Source organism: Ruegeria sp. HKCCD4884 (assembly GCF_013110855.1).
Lineage (GTDB): Bacteria > Pseudomonadota > Alphaproteobacteria > Rhodobacterales > Rhodobacteraceae > Ruegeria.
Genome location: NZ_WVRJ01000005.1, coordinates 88,656 through 106,870 on the forward strand (window position 1 = coordinate 88,656; position 18,215 = coordinate 106,870).

Consider the following 18,215-nt stretch of genomic DNA (forward strand, 5'->3'; position numbering starts at 1 on the left):
TATAGGGTTTTATGTTCGCGCGAAGGCGCCTATGTAGCGGACACAAGGGTGTTGAGCTACCGCATCAAGCGGGATGCAGCCATGTGCTTGATGCATACCTCGGCCTCGCGGCAACGTGACTTGCAGGTCTACGCTTCACCAACCAACAGTGTGGTCATGCGTTGGATCATGATCTTTCTCGTCTCAGCCCTGCCCGCTTTGGCCCAGGATCTGGAAGGTAACGACACGGCCGGGAATTGGCGGGTCACCCACCATGAGATTTTCGGGATATGGAATTCGATCTGCGACGAACGCGAAGAACACGGGGCGTTGAAGCAGCGGTGTTACATCCGACGGGCAGAGGTGTTTTCGCTAAGACCGAAATTTGCGGCACAGTTCGTTTTCATCACACCAGAGGTCGAAGGCTTCAAGGTGGAATTCGGAATGGAACCCGGCACCCTTTTCAATCCGTCCGGGTTTCGCATCGACAAGGGTAATGAAACCATCTGGCGCACGCGGCGCCCCGGTTGCCTGACCGGGCTTGGCTGCACCTTCGAAGATCAGCGTGCCGAAGACCTGTTAGATGCCATGCTGGCCGGGGACGCGTATCGCTTTGTATTTCGTGACAGGCATGGGCAACCGCAGGACTTAACCTGGCCACTGGAAACATTCGGCACAGCCTGGGCTGATTTCAAGACACAGTCCCGTCTGCGCAACCTGTTACCGAAACAGGATTAGCCCCCTTGTCAAAAGCCCCCCCAACCCGCAAAAGTTCAACAGCAATTCAATACGTGGAGCAGGACTTTGACCCAAACCAAGATTGCCGTTATTGGCGGATCAGGCATTTATGAGATCGACGGGCTGGAAAATGCGGAATGGGTCGAGGTTGAGACTCCTTGGGGAACACCATCGGACCAGATCCTGACCGGTTCATTAGACGGTGTCGATATGGCCTTTCTGCCGCGTCATGGGCGCGGCCACGTGCATTCGCCAACCGATGTGCCCTATCGCGCCAATATCGACGCGTTAAAGCGGCTTGGCGTGACGGATGTGATCTCGGTTTCAGCCTGCGGATCGTTTCGCGAGCATATGGCACCCGGCGACTTCGTGATTGTCGATCAGTTCATCGACCGGACTTTTGCAAGGGATAAGAGCTTTTTCGGAAGTGGCTGTGTGGCTCATGTCAGCGTGGCGCATCCGACTTGTCCGCGCCTGTCAGACGCCTGCGAAACAGCAGGCAAAGCCGCAGGCATCAACATCCATCGTGGCGGCACCTATCTGGCGATGGAGGGGCCTCAGTTCTCATCCCTAGCAGAATCCAAGATGTATCGCGAGCATTGGGGCTGTGATGTGATTGGCATGACCAACATGCCCGAAGCCAAACTCGCCCGCGAGGCCGAGCTTTGTTACGCCTCGGTCGCGATGGTCACGGATTATGACAGCTGGCACCCGGACCATGGTGAGGTTGACGTGACCGCCATCATCGCCACGCTGACCGGCAACGCAGACAAGGGTCGTGCTTTGGTCAAGGGTCTGCCTGCATTGCTGGGGGCTGAGCGAGAACCTTGCCCGCATGGCTGTGACAGGGCCTTGGAATACGCGATCCTGACTGCCCCCGATAAACGCGACCCTGCGCTGTTAGCCAAGCTGGACGCAGTGGCAGGACGCATTCTCTGACGTTACCTTTGTGGCAAACGGTCCTGAACAGTTTGCCACAGACCATGTGACCACAAGTCATTGTGGGTTCCGTCGGGAACCGAGAAGAACTCCACCCTTTCACCACCCATGTCGGCAAGCCGTTCTCCGTGATGAACGGGAACGGTCTGATCGTCGGTGCCGTGGAAGATCAATGTCGGCACCTCGATCGCGTCGATGATGTCTCGGGTGGCGAACTGGTCGCGCATCAGGGCCGATACGGGCAACCAAGGGTAACGTTCAGCTGCCACATCCACGGTCGCTGTAAACGGCGCTTCCAGCACCAGCATCTCGGCCTCGGGCTTTTGTACTGCAACCGCCGAAGCCACTCCTGTACCAAGACTTTGGCCATGTAGAACAACTGGCTCTCCGGCGCTGTGCAATTGGTCAAACAACTCTAATCCGTCCGAGATCAAACCCGCCTCGGACGGCGCGCCTGCGCTGCCGGGAAACCCGCGATAGCTGGGAGCCAGTAGCCCGTAGCCGCTGTTCAGTATCTCTCGGAACCGATCCGCGCGATCGCTCAGATTGCCGCTCTGGCCATGAAAAAACAATACGGTCGGGGCACCTTCGACGGCTGCCGGTGCGGCCCAAGCCGTCAGAACCGTACCATCGGACATAGGCATTGAAAGCACATCGATATCCGCCAAAGAAACCGAGGCTGGATCAGGCAATTCACCGTCTGGCTTGTAAAGCAGCGATTGCTGGTTGAAGTACATGTATCCGACGATGACCCCATACACGACGCCCCCGGCCAACAAGAGGCCAAGCAGCAACCGTTTGATGCGATTGATCCGCCTCATCGTATTGGCATCTGTACTTTGGATCTGCACCTTTGCCTCCTGCGAAGTTATACCCTTTAGTCTGGGCAGGTTCAGGACCGTTTCAAGATGAATGAGCAAAGCTTCATCTAAACTTCAAGCCGTTGTCACACTGCTCAAATCCATCAGCTTTGCGATTCAGATGCGAGAAACGCACAGGTGCTCGATCTTGCCGCCTCAAAAACAGCTAAACGATCAAGGCAGAGACTTGACGTTGGCATCATACAAGGGCTTGGTGTGACGACACCTCTACAGGAGACCCCATGTCGCTTGAACTCTGGCTGGCTTTTGTCGCCGCGTCCACCGCTTTGCTGCTGATCCCCGGCCCAACCGTGTTGCTTGTGCTTAGCTATGCGCTGTCCAAAGGCCGCAGCGTTGCTGTGGCCTCGGCAACCGGAGTCGCGGTGGGGGATCTTATCGCGATGACCGCCTCACTGTTGGGGTTGGGCGCGCTGGTGCTGGCATCCGCCACCTTGTTTTCAGTGCTCAAATGGATCGGGGCAGCCTATTTGGTCTGGCTTGGGATCAAACTGCTGCGAAGCGCACCATCCGGCGGGCTGAACGCGGTCGATACCGACAACGATGTAACGGCGCGCAACGTGTTTGGGCACGCCGCTGCGGTGACCGCACTGAACCCGAAATCCATCGCCTTTTTCATCGCCTTTGTTCCGCAGTTCCTGCGCCCAGCCGATCCGCTGGGTCCCCAATTCGTTATCCTGATCGCGACATTCGTAGGGCTGGCCTGGCTGAACGCGTTGGCCTATGCGCTGCTGGCCGACCGGCTTCGCCGCGTGATTGGACGTGCCAGCGTTATCACGGCAATGACGCGATTTGGTGGGCTGACTTTGATCGGAATGGGGGTCGCGACGGCTGTTCTGCGCCGCCCGGCCTGAGGCGCGCTTAGTCCTCGGCGTGTTCTTTCATGAAACCACGAATAAACCGGCGGATTTCGCGCGCGGCTGACGTGTCCAGCTCTTTGCACAGTTCGACAAAAGCGTCGCGCTCATCTTTGTCCAAGCGCAGGACCAGTTGACTGTTTTTCTTGGTCGATCCCTTGCCGTCTTTCTTAGCCACGCGCACTGTCCCCAACATCATCTTGCAATTTTAGGCGATGCATTGTATATACATAGCATAGTGATTGTCGTTATCGGGCACTTAACAACAATAAAAGGAATATGGCAATGAACCTTCATACTGCTCAGGCATTTCTATTGCGAGATCAACGCAATTGGCGCAAACCGCACCTGTCTTGGTTGCCCGCCACGCTGTACCGCTACAAAAGCCTGCCGAAAGCTATTGTGACCCGCCGCTCCTGACAGTGCGCCGGAATGGCACCTTGCATGGTGCCCTATGATGGGCCAAACACCTTTGCGTGTTTTGACGCTAAAAGGGTTGGCCCATGTCCAGAAATAAATCTGTCAAAGATTACATCCGAACCATCGTCGATTTCCCCCACGAAGGGATCATGTTTCGCGATGTGACAACCCTTTTTGCCGACCCGCGCGGGTTTCGGATGGCGATCGACCAGATGCTGCACCCCTACGCTGGTGAGCGGATCGACAAGGTGGTCGGGCTTGAAGCGCGGGGATTTATCCTGGGCGGTGCGATTGCACATCAGCTAAGCGTTGGCTTTGTGCCGATCCGCAAAAAAGGCAAACTGCCCGGAACCACAATCAGCCAAGACTACAAGCTTGAATACGGTGAGGCGATTGTCGAAATCCACGACGATGCCATTCAACCCGGCGAAAAGATACTGGTGGTCGATGATCTGCTGGCCACAGGCGGCACGGCGGCGGCCGGTATCAAGCTGATCGAGCGGCTTGGCGGCGAAATAATCTCATGCGCCTTCATCATCGACCTTCCAGAGTTGGGAGGCCGTAAAGTTCTTGAAGACATGGGCATGGATGTGCACGTTCTGTGCGAATTTGAAGGGCTCTGATCGAAAGAACTTCACAAAAACGTGACTGGAAACCAAAAGCCGCGCTGGCTTAGCGCGGCTTGTTTGTTGATCAAGTCGCAAGTTGGAACAAAACAAGTGATCTTGCTGTGAGGCTACCGCGTAACTCGGGTGATGCTGCGTGAAGCATTTCAACCTAGGGAGATTAGCATATGTTCCGCAAATTCGCCGCCGCCGGTGTCGCCTCTATCCTGTTCAGCACAACTGCTTTGGCCGATGGTCACGGCAAAGACATTGTCGACACAGCTGTTGCCGCTGGCAGCTTTGAAACACTTGTTGCCGCTGTGCAGGCCGCCGAACTGGTGGACACGCTGAAAGGCGAAGGCCCGTTCACAGTGTTCGCCCCAACAGATGACGCGTTTGCGGCTTTGCCTGAAGGCACTGTTGAAAACCTGCTGAAGCCTGAAAACAAGGATCAACTGGTTGCCATCCTGACCTACCATGTGGTGCCGGGTAAGGTCATGTCAGGTGATCTGAGCGACGACATGACCGCCGCAACCGTACAGGGCGGCGATATCACAATCGATCTGGACTCTGGTGTTATGGTCAATGACGCGAACGTCGTTCAGGCCGACATCGAAACCAAGAACGGCGTGATCCATGTGATCGACAAGGTGATCCTGCCTGCGTCGTAAATCGATCGTCGGACACGGCCCCTGGTGTGGGCCGTGTTCACATTTTCAGGACCGCACCGGGGTTCATGATACCCAGCGGATCCAAAGCTGCCTTGATGGCCCGCATCGCACTCAGCTTGACCGGATCGCCATAACGCTCAAGGTCGTCGGTCTTCAGGCGCCCCACCCCATGTTCCGCACTGACCGAGCCGTCATAGGCGTCAACCAGATCATGCACCGCTTGTTTGATGACACCGCGTTGATCTTCAAATTCTGATCGACTGCGCCCGTTGGGTGGAAATACATTGTAATGAAGGTTGCCATCCCCAAGGTGCCCAAAGCAATTGATCCGATACGGGCCGAGTTCAGCGATCATCTTTCCACCTTCGCGAATGAAGTCAGGAATTCTGGAAATCGGAACCGAAATATCATGGCTCGAAACCGAACCAATCAGACGATTGGCCTCAGGGATGCGTTCGCGTACCGCCCAAAGATCGGCGCGTTGGGCTTCGCTTTGCGAAATCACCCCGTCCAGAACTTGCCCACGATCTTCGGCAGAAACATAAAGAGTCTCCAAAGCATCTGAAGATGATTGACCAGCGGCCAGACCCAGCTCGATCAATACGCACCACTCTGGGCGGGCGCTGAACGGTTGGCGGACGTCTGGAAGAACCTCTGACAGGAAATCAAACCCTTGCCGGTGGATCAGTTCAAAAGTGCTGACAGTCTCGCCTACCTGATCCCGTGCCAGCGCCAGCAGGTCAATGGCCGCCTCGGGTGAAGCCACCTGAAACATGGCCGTGCCCTGAACTGCAGGCTTTGGAAACAGTTTGAGGGACGCGGCCGTGATGATGCCCAATGTGCCCTCGGCCCCGATCAGAAGATCGCGCAGGTCGTAGCCGGTGTTGTCCTTCCGCAATCGGCTGAGCCCATGCAAGATCTCACCATTGGGCAGCACAGCCTCAAGCCCCAGACACAGATCGCGCGCGTTGCCATAGCGGAGTACGTTTACGCCCCCGGCATTGGTCGACAGATTGCCCCCGATCCGGCAGGACCCCTGCGCCGCCAATGACAGTGGAAACAGCCGATCCACTTCCTCAGCCGCCACTTGAACGTCTTGCAGAATAGCACCGGCTTCGGCGATCAGAGTGTTTTCAGTCGGAAACACAGACCGAATGGCTATCATGCGCTCCATAGAGATCAGCAAAGGTGGCGGGCCGTCCGAGATCACCTGCCCGCCTACCAGACCTGTGCCGCCGCCATAAGGGACAACCGGCACCCGCTCCTCTGCAGCCAACCGCACCAACGCGGCAACCGCTTCAGTGTTTCGGGGAACTGCCAACACACCGATCTGGCCAGCGAACCGCCCGCGTGGTTCTTCCAGATACCGATCTTCTACGGGGCGCAGGATATCTTCGCCCAATGTCGAACGGATCAGCGCAGCAAAACGGGCATCGGCGGAATTCAAACTCATACGTTTTCAATGCCCAAGCAACGCGGCTGCGGCAAGTCCTATTCCAGATCAATCAGATACTGCGGTTCCAGAACAATTACAGTCGGTCGGTCTGGCAGATCCCTCAGGGAAACGGTGAGTTCTGAAACCCCCTCGCGTTCAACTGGAAATGTATCTCGAATATCGACCAGAAACCGATCCAGCGAGAACCCCGAGAACCAATGCATCGGAATAATCACCGAACTCTTCAGCCGCTTCAAAACCGAGATCATGTCCGGCAAGGGCATCGTGGTCCCCCCATCAACCGCAGCCATGACCACATCCAGCCGCCCCAAAGCGGCAAACTGTTCGTCTGATGGCACATGATGCAAATGACCCAGATGACCGATACACAGACCCTCGATCTCGAACACAAAGATCGAGTTTCCGCGTTCCTCGACCCCGCCATAGACTGACCGGATATCGGTGGAAACATTCCGCACAAGCATCTCACCCAGATCAAGATGATGCTCAATGCCCTGCCCGAACTCTCCCCATCCCGGCAGAACATGCGGGATCGCCGGGTCGGGATGGGCGGTCCAATGTGTGCTGTGGGCATGGTTCATCGTCACAACATCGGGGATCAAATCTGCGCTGCCGATGAACCCTGTAAAATCCGTGACGGCATTCAATCCGCCCCGCGTCTGGATCAGAAAGGACGCGTGAGCGATATAGCTGATCCGCACGGAAAATTCCGGCACTGAATCCTGCCAAGCCGCTTTGTGAAGGTATTCAATACCCGGCGCTGCATCAGCGATAGCAATGCAATGGCTCGGCCGCCGCTCCTGCGCCGCAGCCCCGCCCGAAATCACCATCAATGCCGCAACCAACCAGCGCATAATCCAAGTGTAGCGCAGAACGCGCCCGAGTCATGCCCCTTGTTCATCTGGCTAAAAATACCTCGGGGGAGGCGCGGCAAGCCGCGACGGGGGCAGAGCCCCCTACCCCGCGTCGGTTTTCCCGCGCCGGTCGGATCGCAGGCTGGCATACAAAACATGTGTCCGCCACCGACCGTTGATCTGCAGATAGGACTGCGCCACTCCCTCGTATTTGAAGCCCGAGCTTTCCAGCAACCCGCGCGACGCCCGGTTTTCTGGCAAGCAGGCCGCTTCGATCCGGCTCAGATCCAGTCGGGTAAAGGCGTGATGAACCATGGCTCCAATTGCTTCACGCATGTATCCCTGCCGGGCAAATGCCTGACCGGTCCAATATCCCAGAGTACCCGCCTGAGCGGGACCACGCCTTATATTGTCCAGCGTGATGGCCCCCACCAGAACGTCATCCTCGCGACGAAACAGGAACAGCGGTATCGCAGTGCCACTGGCGACCGAACGCTGTGCCCAATACACCCGATTTGTAAAAGACTTGCGGCTTAGATGATCGCTGGCCCAGACAGGCTCCCACGGCGTCAGATAGTCTTTTGAAGACCGCCGCAGTGCGGACCAGGTATTGAAATCGGAATGTACAGGCGGGCGCATGCTGAGCCGCGCGGTTTCGAGTTTCAGCTTGCGTCTGCCCAACAGCATCACGCCGCCCGCCTCTCCTGCAGTTCGGTCAAGCTCGGCGCACCAGACACAGGCCCATAAAGCGCCAGAGCTGCCGGAGCCTGTACAGCCATGGTTTCTGCAAATGCTCTCACATCTTCGGTGCCGACCGCATCGATCTTGGCAACGGTATCCTCAAGCGAGGGCACCCTACCCCAAATCTGCACCAACCGCGCCAAACGTTCGGCCCGGTTCGATGGGCTTTCCAGTCCCATCAACATCCCTGCCTTCATCTGGGCGCGGGCACGGGCGACCTCTTCTGCGCTCATGTCCTCGGCCGCGCGCTTCATCTCATCAATGGTGATCGTCGCCAACTCACCAACCTGATCCGCCGAGGTTCCCGCATAAATCGTGGTTGTACCAGTATCAGCGTAAGCACCGGTCTGAGCAAAGATTGTGTAGCACAGCCCGCGCGTTTCTCTCACCTCCTGGAACAAGCGTGAGGACATGCCGCCGCCCAAAGCCGTCGAATAAATCTGCGCCGTATAAATCGCATCGTCGCGGTACCCGGGGCTTTCCAGCGCCAGGGCAAAGTGCGCCTGCTCCAACTCTTTCTCTTGCCGTGCCTCACCCCCGGTGAACCGTGCAGCGTCCGGGATCAGGCCCTTGCGCGGTTGCAGATGGCCAAACATCTCTTCGGCCATTTTCATCAGCGCATCGTGATCCACGGCACCGGCAGCCGACAGGATCATCTGCTCGGGGCCGTAATGCTCGGCTACAAAGCCTGACAGATCCTCGCGCGAGAACGCACTGACCTTTTCAGTTGGCCCCAAAATAGTGCGGCCCAAGGGTTGGTCGTGATAGCTCTGCTCTTGCAGCCAGTCAAAGATCACATCGTCTGGCGTGTCATAGGCCTGACCGATTTCTTGCAGGATCACCCCACGCTCGACCTCGATCTCACGCGGATCGAAAACCGGGTTAAGAACGATGTCGCCGATCACATCCATGGCCAGCGCGACGTCGTCCTTGAGAACACGCGCGTAGTAGGCCGTCACCTCGCGCGAAGTATAGGCGTTGATATAGCCACCCACATCCTCGATCGCTTCAGCGATTTGCAGCGCAGAACGACGCTCGGTTCCCTTGAACGCCATATGTTCAAGGAAATGCGCGATGCCGTTTTGCTCGATCCGCTCATGCCGCCCACCGGCGGTCACCCAGATGCCGATGGCCGCTGATTGCAGCCCCGGCATATGTTCACTGACGATACGAAAGCCGTTCTTCAGTTGGTCTTGTCTGACAGTCACTCGGCGATATGCCCTTTGATATGATCCTCGAGGGCACCCAGATCATTTGCAATGCGGGTCACCCGTTCCGGACGTTCATACAGATCAGACATGCGGGATGGAAGAGGCGGATGCACGTCGCTCGCCTTCTCGACCGCAGCAGGGAATTTCGCAGGGTGCGCAGTCGCCAGGGTAATCATCGGCACGTCAGCCGCTCGGTGCTCTTCCGCAACCTTGATACCAATGGCGGTATGCGGACAAACCAGTTCCGCACTATGCGCCAGCGTGTGCTTGATCGTCTCCAGCGTCTCGTCTTCAGATACGCGGCCCGAGTCGAAACTCTCACGCAGCGCCTCCATCGCGCCCTGGCTGACGTTGAAGCCGCCATTCTTGAGCTCGTCCATCAACTGAGCGACCGCGCTGCCATCCTCGCCATAAGCGTAGTACAATGCACGCTCAAAGTTCGAGCTGACTTGAATGTCCATCGAGGGGCTGATCGAGGGAATGGTATCTCCCTTGAAATACCCCTCGCCCGACAGACAACGATGCAGAATGTCGTTCTGGTTGGTTGCCACCACCAAACGGTCGATGGGCAGGCCCATACGTTTGGCCAGATAACCCGCGAAAATATCTCCAAAGTTCCCGGTCGGCACGGTGAAGCTGACCTTGCGATGCGGCGCGCCGAGACTGACGGCGGCAGAGAAATAATAGACAATCTGCGCCAGAACGCGGGCAAAGTTGATCGAGTTCACACCCGCCAGTTTCACGCTGTCGCGGAAGTCGAAGTCGTTGAACATGTCCTTCAGCGCAGCCTGGCAATCGTCAAAATCACCATCCACGGCCAAAGCGTGCACATTGCTGTCCGCAGGCGTGGTCATTTGACGGCGCTGCACCTCGGATACGCGGCCGTGCGGAAACAGGATGAACACGTCCACCGCGTCCAGCCCACGGAAAGCTTCGATGGCGGCGGAACCTGTATCACCACTGGTTGCACCTACGATGGTCACGCGATCCCCGCGTCGTTTCAAGGCAACTTGGAAAAGCTGACCAATCAACTGCATCGCGAAATCCTTGAAGGCCAGCGTTGGCCCATGGAACAGCTCCAGCAGGAAGTGATTCTCGTTCAACTGCTTCAACGGCGCGCGGGCGTCGTGGCCAAAGCCTTCATAGGCGCGGTCTATGATTTCCTTGAACTCACCTTCGGCAAACGAACCGCTGACATAGGGCCACATCACCCGGAACGCGATTTCCTCATAGGGCAGACCGGCCAAAGCGGCGATCTCGTCTTGGCTCATCACCGGGATCTCGGCGGGCAGGTACAGGCCGCCGTCGCGGGCCAGACCGGTCAGCATCGCCTCTTCAAATGTCAGTTCGGGCGCTTGGCCACGGGTCGAGATGTATTTCATGTCGCGTCACTCTCAGAATTGGCGCGGCTGCGCCACAGGAAGTATCCGGTCATAGCGGCCCAGACCAGAGCCAGACCAAACCAGGTGATTGCATATTGCAGGTGATCATTAGGGATGCCCGCCGTATCGACCGGTAAGGGCGCCACATTCGGGTCGGTTTGTGACCCGGCGATCAACAGAACTGGTTCGGCCCCCAAAGCAGCGGCCAAGTTCTGTACGTCACGGGCGAACCATATATTGGCGTCGATATCCGCCTCAGGCGTGTAACTGTCGATCTCATCCGGCCAGTGAAGATTCCCGGCAATCTCCATTGGGCCGGTCAAACGCTCAGTGTCTTTGGCAGTTGTTGGAACGAAGCCCCGATCCACAAGGATCGTACGATCCCCTGTGTTGAAAGACTGGATGATGCGATAACCCGCCCCAACCTGTTTCACGGAGACCAGCACGTGAATTTCCCCGGGAACCATTTCACCTGACACGATCACCGGCAGATATTTGTCCGCATCCTCTGACACCTGCGCTGGCAGATCCACAGGATCCGCCGAAATTCGATCCTCAATCTCGGCCAGCAACTCTTGTTTCCATGACAGACGCTGCACTTGCCAAATGCCAAGCGACAGCAACACGCCCAGACCGGCGAGACCGAAGATCAGCAAGAAAAGAATGCGGTGCATGGCGGGATCAGACCTCGTTGCAGGAACCGGCGTCTTGTTAAGGGCGGAGCAGACGAAAATGCAACCACGCAATTGTATCGGGCGCAATCTTGTACCCAGAACAGAGAAAAAGCCGCCCCAATGGGCGGCTTTTCCAATTGGATTACCTGATCGGCATTACATCAGCGGGGCTTGGCCCCAGATGTAGACGGCGAAGAACAGGAACAGCCAGACAACGTCAACGAAGTGCCAGTACCAGGCCGCCGCCTCAAAACCCACATGCTTCTCGGGGGTAAAGTCGCCCTTAAGAGCACGGATCAGACAGACCGTCAGGAAGATTGTCCCGATGATCACGTGCGCGCCGTGGAAACCGGTTGCCATGAAGAAGTTCGAATAGAACTGATCGCCGCCGAATTCCCAGCCTTCGTGGGCCAGCAGCTCGTAGTATTCGTAGGCCTGCAGGAAGGTGAACAGCAGACCCAGTACGATACCGATGGCCAGACCGTTGATCAGCGCCTTGCGGTCATTATCATGCACCAGCGCGTGGTGTGCCCAGGTGATCGCACAGCCCGACAGCAGGAGGACCAGAGTGTTGATCAGCGGCAGGTGGAAGGGGTCAACCGCATGAATATCCGGCTGGATGTATTCAGTGCCCGCATAGTCGTACATCGGATACATGCGATGCTTGAAGAACGACCAGAACCAAGCGAAGAAGAACATCACTTCGGACATCACAAACAGGATGAAACCATAACGCAAACCGATGCGGACGACGGGCGTGTGATCGCCTTGACGGCTTTCAACAACCACTTCTGACCACCATGCGAACATGGTGTACAGCACCGCGACCAGACCGGCCCAGAACATCCACGGCGTAAGGCCATGCATCCAAAGGACGGCCCCGAACAGCATCACAAAGCCACCAACGGCTCCGATCAGAGGCCAGATCGACGGGGCCAGAATGTGATAATCGTGGTTTTTAGCGTGTGCCATCAGCGTCCCTCACCTACAGGCGTTAGTTCGTGTTTGTATCTGCCTGCGTTTCAAGGGCGGCATAGCCCTCGGGCAGGTCAATTTCGTAGAATGTATACGACAGCGTGATCGTATGAACATACTTTGCTTCAAGATCGTCGACCAGTTCCGGGTCGACGAAGAAGGTCACCGGCATCTCTACACGTTCGCCGGGTTGCAGCACCTGCTCTTCAAAGCAGAAACAGGCGATTTTCTGGAAATACCCACCCGCCGAATAGGGGGCGACGTTGTAAGAGGCTTGGCCCGCAATCGGCCGGTCGGTTGGGTTGTATGCTTCGTAGAAGGCAAGCCCGGTTTCGCCGATGCGCACTTCCATCTCACGCTCAATCGGTTTGAACTCCCATGCCATACCCTTGGCCTTGGAGGCGTCAAACCGGACGGTGATGGTGCGATCCAGGATGTCTTCGGGCGCTGATTCAGCTACACCCGTGGTGCCGCCAAAACCCGTTACCCGGCAGAACCAGTCATAAAATGGCACAGCCGCCCAAGCCAGACTGCCCATAAGGATGACGACGCCAACAGTCTGTGCAACCGTTTTCTGCGGACCTGTCAAAGCCATCAGTTCTGAACCTCCTGTGTTGCCATACCGAAATCCGTGCCCGAGACCTTTACGACCGTCAGCCCAAAAATGATTACGATAAATGCGGCCAGTGTCAGACCAACACCCAGATTGCGGCTGAAGCGTCGCTGATGCAGCTCATGGTTCTTGCGCAGGCTCATGACCAACCTCCCAGGCCATAAGGTTTCAGCAAAGCTTCAACCAGAATGGCACCGAAATGCAGGAAGAGATAGAGCAGCGACAGTTTGAAAAAGCTGCGCTCAACCTTGAAATTATCGGCTTCGGAATCCTCTTCGGTCCGCCGCGAGATTTGCCAGGCTCCGCGCAGGAACAGGGCGTTCAGCACCAGCGCAACCGCTAGGTAAACCGGGCCACCGATATTCGAGAACGCCGTGCCGACAGCCAGCACTGCAAGCAGAGCGGTGTAGACCAGGATATGAAACCGTGTGGCGCGACGGCCATGTGTAACGGTCAGCATCGGAACACCCGCGTCATCATAATCCGAGCGCATGAACAGAGCCAACGCCCAGAAATGCGGTGGAGTCCACATGAAGGTCAGGGCGAACATCAGCCAGGGCTCAACCGTCATCGAGCCGGTGGCAGCAACCCAGCCGATAACGGGCGGGAACGCACCAGCGGCACCGCCGATGACGATGTTCTGCGGCGTCGAACGCTTAAGCCACATCGTGTAGACGACAACGTAGAAGAAAATGGTGAAGCCCAGAAACGCGCCTGCAAACCAGTTTGTTGCAAGACCCAGCATGATCACGGACAGGCCCGAAAGAGCCAGCCCAAGCGCCAGCGCCTCACCCTCTTCCACCTTGCCGGAAGGGATCGGGCGACCCTTGGTGCGTTTCATCACGCGGTCGATATCTGCGTCCCACCACATGTTCAAAGCACCAGACGCTCCACCGCCGATCGCAATGAACAAAATGGCGCAAAAGCCAACGAAAGGATGCACGGAAACGGGTGCCGCCAGCAGTCCGACCAGCGCGGTGAAGACAACCAGAGACATCACACGCGGCTTCAGCAGAGCGAAGTAATCGCCAAAGCTGGCCTCGTCCGCATGGGCGGTCGCAGTGCTGGCATTGATGCTTGCGTCGGTCATTTCCGGTCCTTCTGGGGCGAAAGCTGCGCGATTACCCGCGCAGCCTGCGTCATGTCCAAGGAGGGGTTATCCCCGCCCATGTCGCTCAGTTAGTTCGAGGCGACCTGATAGCTTTGCGGCAGACCCGCATATTCGTCGATCGCGCCCTGAAGCCATGCGTCGTAAGCTTCCTGGCTGACCACTTTGACGGTGATCGGCATATAGGCGTGGTCCTTGCCGCAGAGTTCGGAACACTGACCGAAGTAAACGCCTTCTTTCTCGGCTTCGAACCACAGTTCAGCCAAACGTCCGGGCACGCCGTCCTGTTTCACGCCAAAGGACGGGATGGTCCACGAATGAATCACGTCGGATGCGGTCACTTGCATCACGATAACCTTGCCAACCGGTACGACCACTGCGGTATCGGTGGCCAGCAGCCATTCGTCGTCGCTGTAACCCGCATCTGCCAGCTTGGCGCGCATGGCATCATCCAGAACAAATGGGGTCACGTCCGCATCTGCAGGGCGCGCACCTTCGTCCAATGTGGCCGGGTGGCCCAGCAAGTAGCTGTCGAACGCAAAGTCGTGATCGATATATTCGTAGGTCCAGTACCACTGGTTGCCCACAACTTTGATGGTGATGTCACCTTCGGGAATTTCCTGTTGCTTGAACAGAACCGGCAGCGAGAACGCGCCAATGAAGACCAGAATCAGGATCGGACCGAGGGTCCAGGCAATCTCGACCGGGGTATAGTGCGAGAATCGCGCCGGGGTCGGGTTTGCACGCTGGTTGTAACGTACGATGCAGTAAAGCAGCAGGCCCGCAACAAACAGACAGATCACGGTGATGATCACCAGAATCATTGTGTCCAGCCGCTGAATACCATCGGCCAAGCTTGTGGCCGCAGGCTGGAAGCCCATACCGCCGTCGACCGGCTTGCCAATAATCTCAAGCTCCTGAGCCATGGCGGGAAGGCTGGAGAGGGCTGTCATAAACCCTGAAAGCATCAAAGCATTCTTCATGTTCTGTCCTGATCGTTTGATCTTTGCGTCCCTGGCGAAAAGGTGTGAATCGGTCGCACCTCTCCCGTTGTCTTTGGCCGCGTTAAAAACCATATTCCGTCGGGTAGATAAAGCAAAATGCTTGCGTCAAACAGACGCTATTTTTGATCTGGATCAAACCCGAAAGGTCACAACCCATGTCCGACGCCCCGTTTCGCCCGTTTGAAAGCGCCCTTCCGCATGATGAGGCGTTGTCTATTCTGCAATCGGCGACCGCCGGGGCGGAAGACGGAGAACTGTATGTCGAGCGTCGCAAATCCGAGTCCTTGGTGTTTGATGACGGGCGTCTGCGCACCGCGTCTTACGATGCCTCCGAGGGATTCGGCCTGCGCGCGGTTCAGGGCGAGGTGGCCGGTTACGCACATTCCACCGATGTTTCGATTCCCGCTCTGAAACGCGCGGCCGAGACTGCACGGCTGGCCGTTGGGGACGGTGGTGGGACGCTGGCCGAGGCACCCCGGTCCACCAACACGCGGCTCTACACCGACGAAGATCCCATCGACTCTGCCGCGTTTCCGGTCAAGATCGAAACCCTGCGCGAGATCGATGCCTTTGCCCGCGATATGGACCCGCGTGTGGTGCAGGTCAGCGCTATGATCTCAGCCGCTGTTCAAGAGGTCGAGATTCTGCGCCCTGACGGCGTGATGGTGCGGGATGTGCGCCCGATGACGCGTGTGAATATTTCGGTGATCGTTGAACAGAACGGACGCCGCGAAAGTGGTTCGGCAGGTGGCGGTGGCCGCGTTGGCCTGAGCGGGTTGATCGATCCGAAGGACTGGCAGGCCAAAGCCCGTGAAGCGTTGCGCATTGCGGTGGTCAATCTTGATGCGGTTCCAGCCCCTGCGGGGGTGATGGAAGTCGCGCTGGGCCCAGGCTGGCCGGGTATTCTGTTGCACGAGGCCATCGGCCACGGGTTGGAGGGGGATTTCAATCGCAAGGGCAGCTCGGCCTTTGCCGGTCTCATGGGACAGCAGATCGCCTCAAAAGGCGTAACCGTAGTCGATGACGGCACGATTGCTGACCGCCGAGGCTCGATCACCGTGGATGATGAAGGCACACCCAGTTCGCGCACAGTGCTGATTGAGGATGGCATTTTGACTGGCTACATGCAGGACCGTCAGAACGCGCGTCTGATGGGAGTTGCGCCCACTGGCAACGGGCGGCGGCAGAGCTACGCGCACAAACCCATGCCGCGTATGACCAATACGATCATGCTGGGAGGGGAGGCTGACCCTGCGGCCTTGGTCGCGGATATAAAGGACGGCATCTGGGCCGTAGGTTTCGGCGGTGGACAGGTTGACATCACCAACGGCAAGTTCGTCTTCTCCTGCACCGAAGCGTATCGGGTGGAGAACGGCAAGATCGGCGCACCCGTCAAAGGAGCTACACTGATTGGTGACGGACCGTCTGCTTTGAAACGGATCCGGGGGCTTGGCAACGACATGGCGCTGGATCCCGGAATGGGCACCTGCGGCAAGGATGGACAATGGGTGCCGGTAGGGGTCGGACAGCCAACTGTGCTGATGGACGGTCTTACCGTAGGCGGCTCGGCGGCCTGAGTCGGAAAAGTACGGAAAACACAGATGCAGGGTTAACCTTGCACCTGTACGCCCTACCCTCTGGCCGCAAGCCTTATTCTGCGCTAGAGTAGCCGTACTTATTTTAATGTATATTTTCCAAAGCTTTAGGGAGTTTTTGATAGCACGTTCGAAAAATACGCCTCTAATTTTCTACGATTTACAGGCTGTTAACCCGCCCTCTTGTAAACCAGTTTTGCAACAAGGCGGAGCACCGGATGACCGAAGAGCAGCTTTCTTCCAATCACCCCCCACTCCCACCCACCACGGAAGAGGACAGGTTTTCGTGGCTTCGCCTTTTGCGCTCTCGCAAGGTTGGTCCGGCGACGTTTCGCCGGCTTCTACGGGAACATGGCTCGGCGCAGAACGCGCTGGCTGCGCTGCCCGAAATGGCACGCGCCGCCGGAATAGAAGGGTATGAAATCTGCCCCCCCGGCGTGATCGAGGCGGAACTCAAGGCCGCAAAAGCCGCCAAAGCGCGGCTTTTGTACCTTGGGTCCGCTGATTTCCCAGCAGCCTTGAATGATCTGAACGATGCGCCCCCGATGCTGTGGGCGATCGGCAACGTATCTCTGCTGCAGCAGCCAGCTATTGCAATGGTCGGCGCGCGAAACTGTTCCTCGCTTGGCGCACGGATGGCCCGAGGGTTGGCGACCGATTTAGGCGGCAAAGGACATGTCATTGTCTCTGGCTTGGCCCGAGGAATAGATACGGCAGCGCATATTGCAGCCCTGACTTCCGGCACCATTGCTGTCATGGCGGGCGGCGTGGATGTGATTTACCCGGCAGAGAATACAGAACTGGCCCATAACATCGCCTCCAACGGGCTGCGCCTGTCGGAACAACCGATGGGCGTGACACCTCAGGCCCGGCACTTCCCTCGTCGGAATCGGATCATCTCGGGCCTTGCGCAGGCCGTAGTCGTGGTCGAGGCTGCGGCCAAGTCCGGCAGTCTGATCACAGCACGCGATGCCCTGGATCAGGGGCGCGAGGTTCTGGCCGTTCCTGGCCACCCGTTCGATGCGCGGGCCGCCGGGTGCAATCTGTTGATTCGGGATGGTGCTACTCTGGTGCGGTCGGCAGAGGACGTGATTGAAGCCCTGCCGCAAAAGGACGACCTGTTTTCACGTAAGCCTGATCAGCCCCCTGCCCCCGCCGCACCAAGGTCCCAAGACTTGCACGTTCAAATCCTCGAACGGCTCGGCCCTTCACCCATCGCAGAGGACCAATTGCTGCGCGACATCGCGGCTTCGGCTGGTGAGCTTGGCCCCGCGCTTGTCGATTTGGAACTGGACGGGCGAATCCAGCGTCAGCCCGGTGGTCTGTTGTCGCTTGCAGGGTGATCACAACGCTCTGAAGACCCATGACATTGCACAGCTCAGTGTTTCGGGACCTTTGGTAGTTGCCTGAAATCACGTTGCTTTTCAGCCTGCAAAAGGAACGCATTGACAATTCCCGCTTGCCCCACACATTTTGCACCACCATAGAAGGCGCCAAATTCGTCGAGCGAGGTTT

The 18,215-nt window shown here is 57.5% G+C and carries 20 protein-coding genes; 7 read left to right on the top strand and 13 right to left on the bottom strand.

Translation table 11 applies throughout. From position 1 onward, the window contains the following. Positions 1-51 precede the first annotated feature (51 nt). On the top strand, positions 52-717 hold the full coding sequence (locus GS636_RS09345; RefSeq protein WP_253762723.1) for a hypothetical protein: 666 nt from the start codon (positions 52-54) through the stop codon (positions 715-717). Positions 718-783: 66 nt separating this feature from the next. Then, positions 784-1,656 (top strand): S-methyl-5'-thioadenosine phosphorylase, encoded by an 873-nt coding sequence (locus GS636_RS09350; protein ID WP_171669263.1) that lies wholly within the window; start codon positions 784-786, stop codon positions 1,654-1,656. 2 nt (positions 1,657-1,658) lie between these two features. Here the strand turns inward: GS636_RS09350 and GS636_RS09355 are convergent, their stop codons facing one another. Then, positions 1,659-2,507, bottom strand: a complete 849-nt coding sequence (locus GS636_RS09355) for an alpha/beta hydrolase (protein WP_371808713.1) — start codon at positions 2,505-2,507, stop codon at positions 1,659-1,661. 251 nt (positions 2,508-2,758) lie between these two features. Between GS636_RS09355 and GS636_RS09360 the strand changes: the two genes are divergently transcribed. After that, positions 2,759-3,388, top strand: coding sequence for a LysE family translocator (locus tag GS636_RS09360; protein ID WP_171186849.1), 630 nt, complete (start codon positions 2,759-2,761; stop codon positions 3,386-3,388). Between the two features lie 7 nt (positions 3,389-3,395). On the opposite strand, the gene GS636_RS09365 is transcribed toward GS636_RS09360, so the two are convergent. Beyond that, positions 3,396-3,569, bottom strand: a complete 174-nt coding sequence (locus tag GS636_RS09365; protein ID WP_170384937.1) for a hypothetical protein — start codon at positions 3,567-3,569, stop codon at positions 3,396-3,398. Positions 3,570-3,894: 325 nt separating this feature from the next. Between GS636_RS09365 and GS636_RS09370 the strand changes: the two genes are divergently transcribed. Beyond that, the gene (locus GS636_RS09370) at positions 3,895-4,434 is read left to right on the top strand and encodes an adenine phosphoribosyltransferase (protein ID WP_171669264.1); all 540 of its coding nucleotides are present in this window, start codon (positions 3,895-3,897) and stop codon (positions 4,432-4,434) included. 170 nt (positions 4,435-4,604) lie between these two features. Further along, positions 4,605-5,087: a fasciclin domain-containing protein gene (locus GS636_RS09375; protein ID WP_171186853.1), complete on the top strand. Its 483-nt coding sequence runs from the start codon at positions 4,605-4,607 to the stop codon at positions 5,085-5,087. Positions 5,088-5,124: 37 nt separating this feature from the next. Here the strand turns inward: GS636_RS09375 and GS636_RS09380 are convergent, their stop codons facing one another. The 11 genes from GS636_RS09380 to coxB all read right to left on the bottom strand — a co-directional run bounded on the left by GS636_RS09380 (position 5,125) and on the right by coxB (position 15,084). Continuing rightward, positions 5,125-6,540 (bottom strand): FAD-binding oxidoreductase, encoded by a 1,416-nt coding sequence (locus GS636_RS09380; protein ID WP_171669265.1) that lies wholly within the window; start codon positions 6,538-6,540, stop codon positions 5,125-5,127. A 38-nt stretch (positions 6,541-6,578) separates the two neighbouring features. Beyond that, positions 6,579-7,397, bottom strand: a complete 819-nt coding sequence (locus GS636_RS09385) for an MBL fold metallo-hydrolase (protein WP_171669266.1) — start codon at positions 7,395-7,397, stop codon at positions 6,579-6,581. Positions 7,398-7,499: 102 nt separating this feature from the next. Continuing rightward, positions 7,500-8,084 (bottom strand): GNAT family N-acetyltransferase, encoded by a 585-nt coding sequence (locus GS636_RS09390; RefSeq protein ID WP_171669267.1) that lies wholly within the window; start codon positions 8,082-8,084, stop codon positions 7,500-7,502. Further along, entirely contained in the window at positions 8,084-9,346 is a 1,263-nt protein-coding gene (locus GS636_RS09395) for a pitrilysin family protein (RefSeq protein WP_171186858.1), read from the bottom strand. Before GS636_RS09395 ends, GS636_RS09390 begins: the two co-directional genes overlap by 1 nt. Further along, positions 9,343-10,731 carry a threonine synthase gene (thrC, locus tag GS636_RS09400; RefSeq protein ID WP_171186860.1) on the bottom strand — a complete coding sequence of 463 codons (1,389 nt, stop codon included), beginning with the start codon at positions 10,729-10,731 and terminating at the stop codon, positions 9,343-9,345. Before thrC ends, GS636_RS09395 begins: the two co-directional genes overlap by 4 nt. Continuing rightward, a complete protein-coding gene (locus GS636_RS09405) occupies positions 10,728-11,405 on the bottom strand; it encodes an SURF1 family protein (protein ID WP_171669268.1) in 678 nt (225 codons plus the stop codon). The genes thrC and GS636_RS09405 overlap by 4 nt, the downstream gene beginning before the upstream one ends. A gap of 156 nt (positions 11,406-11,561) precedes the next feature. Then, positions 11,562-12,377 (bottom strand): cytochrome c oxidase subunit 3, encoded by an 816-nt coding sequence (locus tag GS636_RS09410; protein WP_171094145.1) that lies wholly within the window; start codon positions 12,375-12,377, stop codon positions 11,562-11,564. Between the two features lie 22 nt (positions 12,378-12,399). Further along, positions 12,400-12,975, bottom strand: coding sequence for a cytochrome c oxidase assembly protein (locus GS636_RS09415; protein WP_171094147.1), 576 nt, complete (start codon positions 12,973-12,975; stop codon positions 12,400-12,402). Then, positions 12,975-13,136, bottom strand: a complete 162-nt coding sequence (locus tag GS636_RS09420; RefSeq protein ID WP_171177886.1) for a hypothetical protein — start codon at positions 13,134-13,136, stop codon at positions 12,975-12,977. The genes GS636_RS09415 and GS636_RS09420 overlap by 1 nt, the downstream gene beginning before the upstream one ends. Then, positions 13,133-14,083: a heme o synthase gene (gene cyoE / locus GS636_RS09425; protein ID WP_171186863.1), complete on the bottom strand. Its 951-nt coding sequence runs from the start codon at positions 14,081-14,083 to the stop codon at positions 13,133-13,135. The genes GS636_RS09420 and cyoE overlap by 4 nt, the downstream gene beginning before the upstream one ends. An 89-nt stretch (positions 14,084-14,172) precedes the next feature. Then, positions 14,173-15,084 carry a cytochrome c oxidase subunit II gene (gene coxB / locus GS636_RS09430; RefSeq protein ID WP_171669269.1) on the bottom strand — a complete coding sequence of 304 codons (912 nt, stop codon included), beginning with the start codon at positions 15,082-15,084 and terminating at the stop codon, positions 14,173-14,175. Positions 15,085-15,260: 176 nt separating this feature from the next. On the opposite strand from coxB, the gene tldD reads away from it, so the two are divergent. Continuing rightward, positions 15,261-16,682 (top strand): metalloprotease TldD, encoded by a 1,422-nt coding sequence (gene tldD / locus GS636_RS09435; protein ID WP_171669270.1) that lies wholly within the window; start codon positions 15,261-15,263, stop codon positions 16,680-16,682. A gap of 236 nt (positions 16,683-16,918) precedes the next feature. Further along, on the top strand, positions 16,919-18,043 hold the full coding sequence (gene dprA, locus GS636_RS09440; protein ID WP_171669271.1) for a DNA-processing protein DprA: 1,125 nt from the start codon (positions 16,919-16,921) through the stop codon (positions 18,041-18,043). Positions 18,044-18,215: the final 172 nt, after the last annotated feature.